Origin of the sequence: Acetobacter tropicalis, from assembly GCF_001580915.1 — a bacterium.
Lineage (GTDB): Bacteria > Pseudomonadota > Alphaproteobacteria > Acetobacterales > Acetobacteraceae > Acetobacter > Acetobacter tropicalis.
The window spans coordinates 1-3,298 of sequence record NZ_LHZQ01000101.1; the positions used below are offsets into that span (position 1 = coordinate 1).

Annotated in this window: 4 protein-coding genes; all 4 read left to right on the forward strand. The window is 62.0% G+C overall.

Features of this window, described 5'->3' with window-relative positions:
- Positions 1–1,199, forward strand: a 1,199-nt coding sequence (locus AD944_RS00835; protein ID WP_061474653.1) for an exo-beta-N-acetylmuramidase NamZ family protein, incomplete at its 5' end; no start/stop codon positions are given.
- A 20-nt stretch (positions 1,200–1,219) separates the two neighbouring features.
- Positions 1,220–2,140 (forward strand): N-acetylmuramic acid 6-phosphate etherase, encoded by a 921-nt coding sequence (locus tag AD944_RS00840; protein WP_035381289.1) that lies wholly within the window; start codon positions 1,220–1,222, stop codon positions 2,138–2,140.
- A 58-nt stretch (positions 2,141–2,198) separates the two neighbouring features.
- A complete protein-coding gene (gene nagB, locus AD944_RS00845; RefSeq protein WP_045542659.1) occupies positions 2,199–2,999 on the forward strand; it encodes a glucosamine-6-phosphate deaminase in 801 nt (266 codons plus the stop codon).
- A 22-nt stretch (positions 3,000–3,021) separates the two neighbouring features.
- Positions 3,022–3,285: a hypothetical protein gene (locus AD944_RS00850; RefSeq protein ID WP_061474655.1), complete on the forward strand. Its 264-nt coding sequence runs from the start codon at positions 3,022–3,024 to the stop codon at positions 3,283–3,285.
- The last annotated feature ends 13 nt before the right edge of the window (positions 3,286–3,298 follow it).

A 3,298-nucleotide genomic window follows, 5' to 3' on the forward strand; every position in this document is an offset into this window, starting at 1 on the left:
CGCCCGCACCACCCCCCTGCCAGAAGCAGGCCACCGCCCCCGTAAAAACCGGCTTTGAAAAACTGCGAGACGCCAACTACGCTCCCCTCAAGGGCCACAAGGTGGGGGTAATTGCCAACGTGGCGAGCGTGGATGCTGCACTCCGCTCCATTGTGGATTGCCTGCACGACGCGCCCTCCGTGCAGTTGCACGCTGTTTTCGGGCCGGAGCACGGCTTTCGTGGTTCCATGCGGGAAGGATTTTCCGAGCCCGAAACGCAGGACCCGCAAACGGGCTGCACGGTGTATGACATCTACGCCAAAAGCGGAGACGCTCTGAAAAGCATCCTGAAAAAATCCGGCATTACGCTGCTGATGTTTGATGTTCAGGATACGGGATCTCGGTTTTACACTTATATTTGGACCCTGTTTGACTGCATGGCGGCCTGTGCGCAGCTTGGCCTGCCGCTGCTGGTGCTGGACCGCCCCAACCCCATTTCCGGCACCGATGCCTCCGGCCCGGTGCTGGACCCGGCCTTGTCCTCCTTTGTGGGGCGTGCGCCTATTGCCCTGCGCCATGGCATGACGGTTGCGGAACTGGCGCGCTTGTTCAATGCCGCCTTCATGCCCGCACTGGCGGGTAAGACCGCCACGCTGGACGTTGTGCGCATGGAAGGCTGGCAGCGCAGCATGTTTTTTGAAGACACCGGCCTGACATGGTGCCCCCCCAGCCCCAACATGCCCTCCGCGCTGACGGCGCTGGTGTATCCCGGCACCTGTCTGTTTGAGGGCACATCCTTTTCCGTAGGGCGTGGCACCACCATGCCGTTCCTGTATCTGGGCAGCGCGAGCGTGGATGGCCGGATCTGGGCGGAGCAGGCGGCTGCAGCTGGCTGTGCCGGTGCCGCCTTCCGGGATGTGTGGTTCACGCCGCAGGTAGATCCGTTCAAAAACACGTTGCTGCATGGGCTGCACTGCGCCGTTATGGACCGCACCGTGTTTGACCCCGTTGCCACCGGCATGACCCTGCTGAGCACGGGCCGCAGGCTGGCCGGGCCAGCCTTCTGGCGCGGGAATGGCAAGACATTTGACCAGCTTTGCGGTAGCCGAAAGATCCGCCCCCTGCTTGACCATGGAGCAGACGCCACAGCACTGGCCGCGACATGGCAGGCTGATCTGGACCGCTTCCGCGCCCTGCGCCACACGCATCTTTTATACTAGAGAACAGGATTTTCCGCTTCATGACCTCCACGGTTTCGTCCTCCGCCGGTGTGCCCGCCAAAACTGAAATGTATGATTCCCGGTATGAGGCACTTGATCTCTGGCCCACGGGAACCCTGCTGGAAGCACTTCTGGAAAGCCAGCTTGGTGCGGTTTCCGCTGTCAAAGCTGCCCTGCCGGGCATGGAAGACGCCATAACGGCGGCCCTGCCGCGCCTGCAACGCGGTGGGCGGCTGTTTTACGTGGGGGCAGGAACATCAGGCCGCATTGGCTTGCAAGATGGGGTGGAACTGATCCCGACCTATGGCTGGCCGGAAGACCGTCTTGTGCTGCTGCTGGCAGGCGGAGACGCAGCGCTGTTCCAGCCCGTTGAAGGGGCCGAGGATGAAGAAGACACCGCCCGCGCCGCCATTGCCACCCACAAGGCCGGGCCGGATGATGTGGTGATTGGCGTAGCAGCCAGTGGCGGCACGCCCTATACCTGCGCAGCCCTGACCGCCGCCCGTGCGGCAGGCAGCCTGACCATTGGTTTTTCCTGCAGCCCGGACGCCCGCCTGCTGCGCGATGCCGAGATTGGTATTCTAATTGAAACCGGCCCGGAAGTGGTAGCAGGCTCCACCCGCATGAAAGCCGGAACAGCCCAGAAAGTGGCGCTGAACATGCTCTCCACCGCGCTGATGGTGCGGCTGGGCCACACATGGCGCGGGCAGATGGTGGATATGCGGATAGTCAACGCCAAGCTGGTGCGCCGCGCCCACCGCATGGTGCAGCAACTGACAGGCTGCACCGAGGCCGAGGCCCACGCCGCGCTGGAAAAAGCCGAAGGCAGCATCAAGCTGGCCATTCTGGTGTGTTTTGGCTTTACCCCGGAGGAAGGCCGCACCGTGCTGGCTGAAAACGGTGGCAATCTGCGCACCGTTCTGGCGCAGACGCAGCGCTGAACACCACCCGCAATACCCCTGCCCTTCCAGCCGTTTTTGCAAAGGACCTTGTAGGACCATGAAAGTCTTTCTGTGCCCCAACCGCACGGATCTGGCCCGCCTGACGGCCACCCTTCTGGCCGAGCAGATCAGCCGCAAGCCCAATTCTGTTCTGGGGCTGGCCACTGGCCGCACCATGGAGGCGGTGTATGCCCACCTTGTGCAGCGCCACCGGGAGGATGGGCTGGATTTTTCGGGCTGCACCACCTTCAATCTGGATGAATATGTGGGCCTGCCTGCAACGGATGCACGTTCCTATCATGCCTACATGCACATGCACCTGTTTCAGCATGTCGGCATTGCCCCAAGCCGCACACATCTGCCCAACGGCATGGCGGCAGATCTGGCAGCCGAAGGGCAACGGTACGATGCCGCCATCAAGGCCGCAGGGGGCATAGACCTGCAACTTCTGGGGTTGGGAGAAAACGGGCATATAGGGTTTAACGAGCCCCTTTCCTCCCTTGCCTCCCGCACGCGCCCGGTTGTGCTGGCCCCGGAAACACGCCAGCAGAATGCAGGGCTTTTTGATGGCAACCCGGAATCCGTTCCGCCTCTGGCGTTGACCATGGGCACTGGCACCATTCTGGAAAGCTGGCGCATTGTGCTGACAGTGGCTGGCAAAGCCAAGGCCGAGATGCTGCGCGCTGTGCTGGAAGGGCCGGTGACAGCGCAGATCAGTGCCTCGGCCTTGCATTTTCATACCAACTGCCTTGTTCTGGCAGATGAAGACGCCGCCAGCGCCCTGACCATACGCCCGGCGCTGGACCATGCCTTGCAGCATGACCCGGAATTACGCGCCCTGCACACGCTGCTGACCTGAGAAGAAGGACAACGGATTTTTCATGATGCGACAGATCACCCGGCCCATGCGCTGTTTTCTGGTTTCTGCAACGGCGCTGGTCTGGTCTGCCGCCCCCGCACTGAGCGCCCCTGTTACAAGCGGGGCGGGACTAGGCGGGGCGGAAAAACCCGTTATCATGCCAGCACCCTCCAGCATCCAGACGGATGGTGCAACGTCTCCGTTGCCCAAAACCATAGTGATCCGGTGGGATGGAAAAGCGCTGCCCGTTCTGGTCACGGCGGTTGAACGCTTCCGCAGAGGATGAGACAAATCTGATC